Source organism: Celeribacter persicus (genome assembly GCF_003050785.1).
In the GTDB taxonomy this organism is placed as follows: Bacteria; Pseudomonadota; Alphaproteobacteria; order Rhodobacterales; family Rhodobacteraceae; genus Celeribacter; species Celeribacter persicus.
This window is the reverse complement of record NZ_QAOH01000061.1, coordinates 1-3,333: the sequence shown is the minus strand read 5'-3', so window position 1 is coordinate 3,333 and position 3,333 is coordinate 1. Positions and strand designations below refer to the sequence as shown.

General features: G+C 64.7%; 3 protein-coding genes. All 3 read right to left on the bottom strand.

The genetic code is table 11. From position 1 onward, the window contains the following. Positions 1 to 44 precede the first annotated feature (44 nt). From C8N42_RS20975 to C8N42_RS20965, 3 genes are read right to left on the bottom strand one after another with little or no spacing between them, the layout of a single operon-like run. Positions 45 to 1,040, bottom strand: a complete 996-nt coding sequence (locus C8N42_RS20975; protein WP_009574303.1) for a tyrosine-type recombinase/integrase — start codon at positions 1,038 to 1,040, stop codon at positions 45 to 47. Next, positions 1,027 to 1,983, bottom strand: a complete 957-nt coding sequence (locus C8N42_RS20970) for a tyrosine-type recombinase/integrase (protein WP_072704067.1) — start codon at positions 1,981 to 1,983, stop codon at positions 1,027 to 1,029. The genes C8N42_RS20975 and C8N42_RS20970 overlap by 14 nt, the downstream gene beginning before the upstream one ends. Then, positions 1,980 to 3,224 carry a tyrosine-type recombinase/integrase gene (locus tag C8N42_RS20965; protein ID WP_009574301.1) on the bottom strand — a complete coding sequence of 415 codons (1,245 nt, stop codon included), beginning with the start codon at positions 3,222 to 3,224 and terminating at the stop codon, positions 1,980 to 1,982. Before C8N42_RS20965 ends, C8N42_RS20970 begins: the two co-directional genes overlap by 4 nt. Between the last annotated feature and the right edge of the window lie 109 nt (positions 3,225 to 3,333).

The following is a 3,333-nucleotide window of genomic DNA, read 5'->3' as shown; positions in this document are numbered from 1 at the left end:
CGGCAGAGGATCGTCCACGACCGGGTGAGACGACCACAACGGTGTTACAGGCCATTCAGGAAGGCCATGAGGTCCTTGTCCTCCTTCCACCGCCTTTTCGGTCCCGGAGAGCCAACCTCGCAAAGCGCCACGGCATTTGCCTTCAGCGTGAGGTCGATCTCGGCATAGATGTTCGTGGTGCTGATCGACACGTGGCCGAGCCAAGCGCGGATGGTGTTGATGTCGACGCCGGCGAGCACGAGATGGCAGGCCGTCGTGTGCCGGATCACGTGTGGTGTCACCGCCCGACCCGCCAGTCGAGGCACATCGGCAGCGCAACGTTCGACCAGCCGATACACGCCGAACCGTGTGTAGGCATGGCCGAGCCTGCTGAGGAACACCGGGGCCTCGGGCGCGCGGCCGATGATCTGTTCCGCCAGGACTCGCTCCGTTTCCGACCAGAGCGGGCATTGGCGTATCTTGCCGCCCTTGCCGTGCAGTGTGGCTAGATCGTGCCCACCTCTGTCGCGGTCAAGGGTCAGGTCCCGAACCTTCAGCTGCGTGACTTCGGAGACGCGAGCCCCGGTATTGTAGAGGAAGAGAAGCAGCGCGTATTCGCTCTGCCCTCGACGGTTCTTGCGGTCCGGAACCGCGAGCATCGCTTCCATCTCCTCCCGCGACAGCCAGCCGACCGGCGGCAACATCGCCTTCTTCGAGGCGATCGCGCGGATGTGGCTGCACCATTCGACCTGTGCGGGATCGCGGCTTCCCACAAAGCGGGCGAAGGCCCGGATGGCGGCGAGCCGCTGATTGCGCGTCCTGACGGAACATCCGCGCTCCTGCTCGAGATGGGCAAGGAATTTCAATACAAGTGCCGAGGTGAGGTCCTGCATGGCCAGGCGTTCGATGGGCTTCCGGACCTTTCGGCTCGCGAAGGGCAGGAGCAGCTTGAACGTGTCGCGATAGCTCGCGCGAGTGTTCCGGGCCAGATTGCGCTCGCTGACGATATACTCAGTTAGGAAGCGCCGGAGCCATGGCCCAATGAGATCACGGTCTGGCATCCGACCCTCCTCCGGCATAGCGCGCGAAGAGCAGCGAGGCCTGCGCAAGGAGGTCCGGCGTCATCGTCAGATAGACCTTTGTGCCTTCGAGGTCGGAATGGCCGAGATAGGTGGAGAGCGCGGGCAGCAACCGCTGTACGTCCGCTCCCTGTCGATACCAAGCGATCAGCCGGTGAACCGCGAAGGTATGCCGGAGGTCATGTAGGCGCGGGTTCTTCCGCCCTCCGGCCCTGCCATGCACATCCGCAACGCATCTCAGGCGATCGAAGGCGGCCTGAACGGTGCTGCTGGCGAGCCGCGTGCCATCCCTGTTGGCGAGCAGGAACGACGTGGCACTCTCCGCGACCCCCTTGACGGGCCGAACCGAGAGGTGGGCATCCAGTATGCCTGCAAGCTGCGGACCCACGGGAACCAACCTGCTCTTTTGGAACTTCGTATCGCGGATCGTGAGGATCGCCTCCGCCGTATCCACATCAAACAGGGTGAGAGCGGTCGCCTCGCCGAACCGCAGCCCGGCCCCGTAGAGCATCAGCAGCAGGGTCCGGAACGTCGCGGGGTCGAGTTGCCGGGAGCCTTGCAAGGCATTGTCGATGTGATCCGGGTCGAAGAGGCGCTGCAGCTGATCCCGGCTGTAGATATGTGGCGGTGCCTGCAAGGGTGGGCGCCGCTCGCTTTCAGGAAGCGGCGACGAGAGGGCATGGCCGCGGCTGATCGCGTAGCGCCAGAACCCGGCCAGCGCGTAGTGTTTGTTTTCGCGGTGCCGGGTAACGGGGCCTGTCCCGGCGAGGAAGGCTTGGACCTGCGCGCATGTGACAGCGTCGCATCCGGCGTCGCCATCGGCGTGCTGAAGGAACTGTCGAAGCAGGTTCCGCGCCGTCAAGAACTTTACGCCGTGCGCCTGGCGCCATGCCACGTAGTGTTCGATCGCATCTCTCAGCTTCATACGAGACCCTCCAGATCGAGGGCCGCGACCTCTCGCAGAGTCCGGAGGTCGACCTTGGCGTAGATCGCCGTCGAGGTCGGGTCCCGGTGCCCAAGGAAGTCGCCGATGACCTTCATCGCCACGCCTTGGTCCAGCAGGTGTTGGGCGGCGGCATGGCGGAGCGCATGTGGTCCTCGACGACCGGAGACCACGCCGATCCCGGCCAGGCGGTCGCGCACGATCTTGCCCAGAGCCTTCCGCCCAAGGGGGCGGATCGGGGCACAGGATGTGAAGAAGAGGCTCCGCCCGAAGCCGGTGGGACGCCCGTTCCGGATGTAGTCGAGGATGGCACCGCCGACCTCCTGCGACAGCGGCCACAGATGCGTGCGACCCGGCTTTGGACAATGCACGCGCAGGAGCTCGTTCTCCCAATCGAAGTCATCGAGGCTGAGACCCGCGACTTCGCCCGCGCGCAGGCCGAAGGAGGCGAAGAGCATCAGGATCGCGCGATCGCGTCTGTCGACGGGCCGCTGACCCTCAGACGCCAACAGACGCTCGACATCCTGACGCTTGATGCCCTTCGGAAGGCACTCATCGGCCCTGTATCCGGGCGCGACGGTGCCCGCGGCCAGCCCGGGCCGACACCACCCGCGCTTCTCTGCGAAGCCGACAAACGACCGGACGCGCTGCGCGAAGTCGTGGATCGTTCTCCGGCTCCACGACCCGCGTTGGTGTTCATCGCCGATGATGCTGTCGATATCGGTGACCTCAAGAGTGTCGAGCCGGATCCCCATCTGGTCGAGGTGTTGGAGGAATGTACCGGCGGCGCGCCCGTAGCTTTCGATACTGGCATTTGCCAGGCCACGTTCGTCGCGCAACCAGCGCTCGTAGGCCTGAAGCTCGGGCGGAGGCCAACTAAATTCGCCTTCGGCGTCTTCGAGCCAGCCGAGATACCGCACCAGTGCAATACAGTGGCTGACGAAGCGTTGGCGGGCCTTCGACGTGGCCGGCGTAGCGCTTCTGCGGCCCCGCGGCTCCGACCAGAGTGTCGCGGCGGCTTCGATGTTCCGCGGGTGGATCCGATCGCCGTCGCGAAGGTCCAGAAGGCGAACGAGGTTGAGGTGGGCGTTGGCCTGTTTGCGCAGGTTGGCGCGGCTCGCGCCGGTTCCCTTCAGGTGGACGAGGTAGTCTGCGCGTTGTGCCGCGAGCGGGGCGTCACGATGTTTCGCCGCGGCGGGCGGCAAGAAGATGTCTTGGAACATGGGTGTGTCTCCATAATGTGGAGACACAGGATTTCGCAGGTCAGGACATGATTTGTGGGTTTTTCGGTTCGGACGGTCTCATGAACACGACCTCGCTGCACCCTTCAGC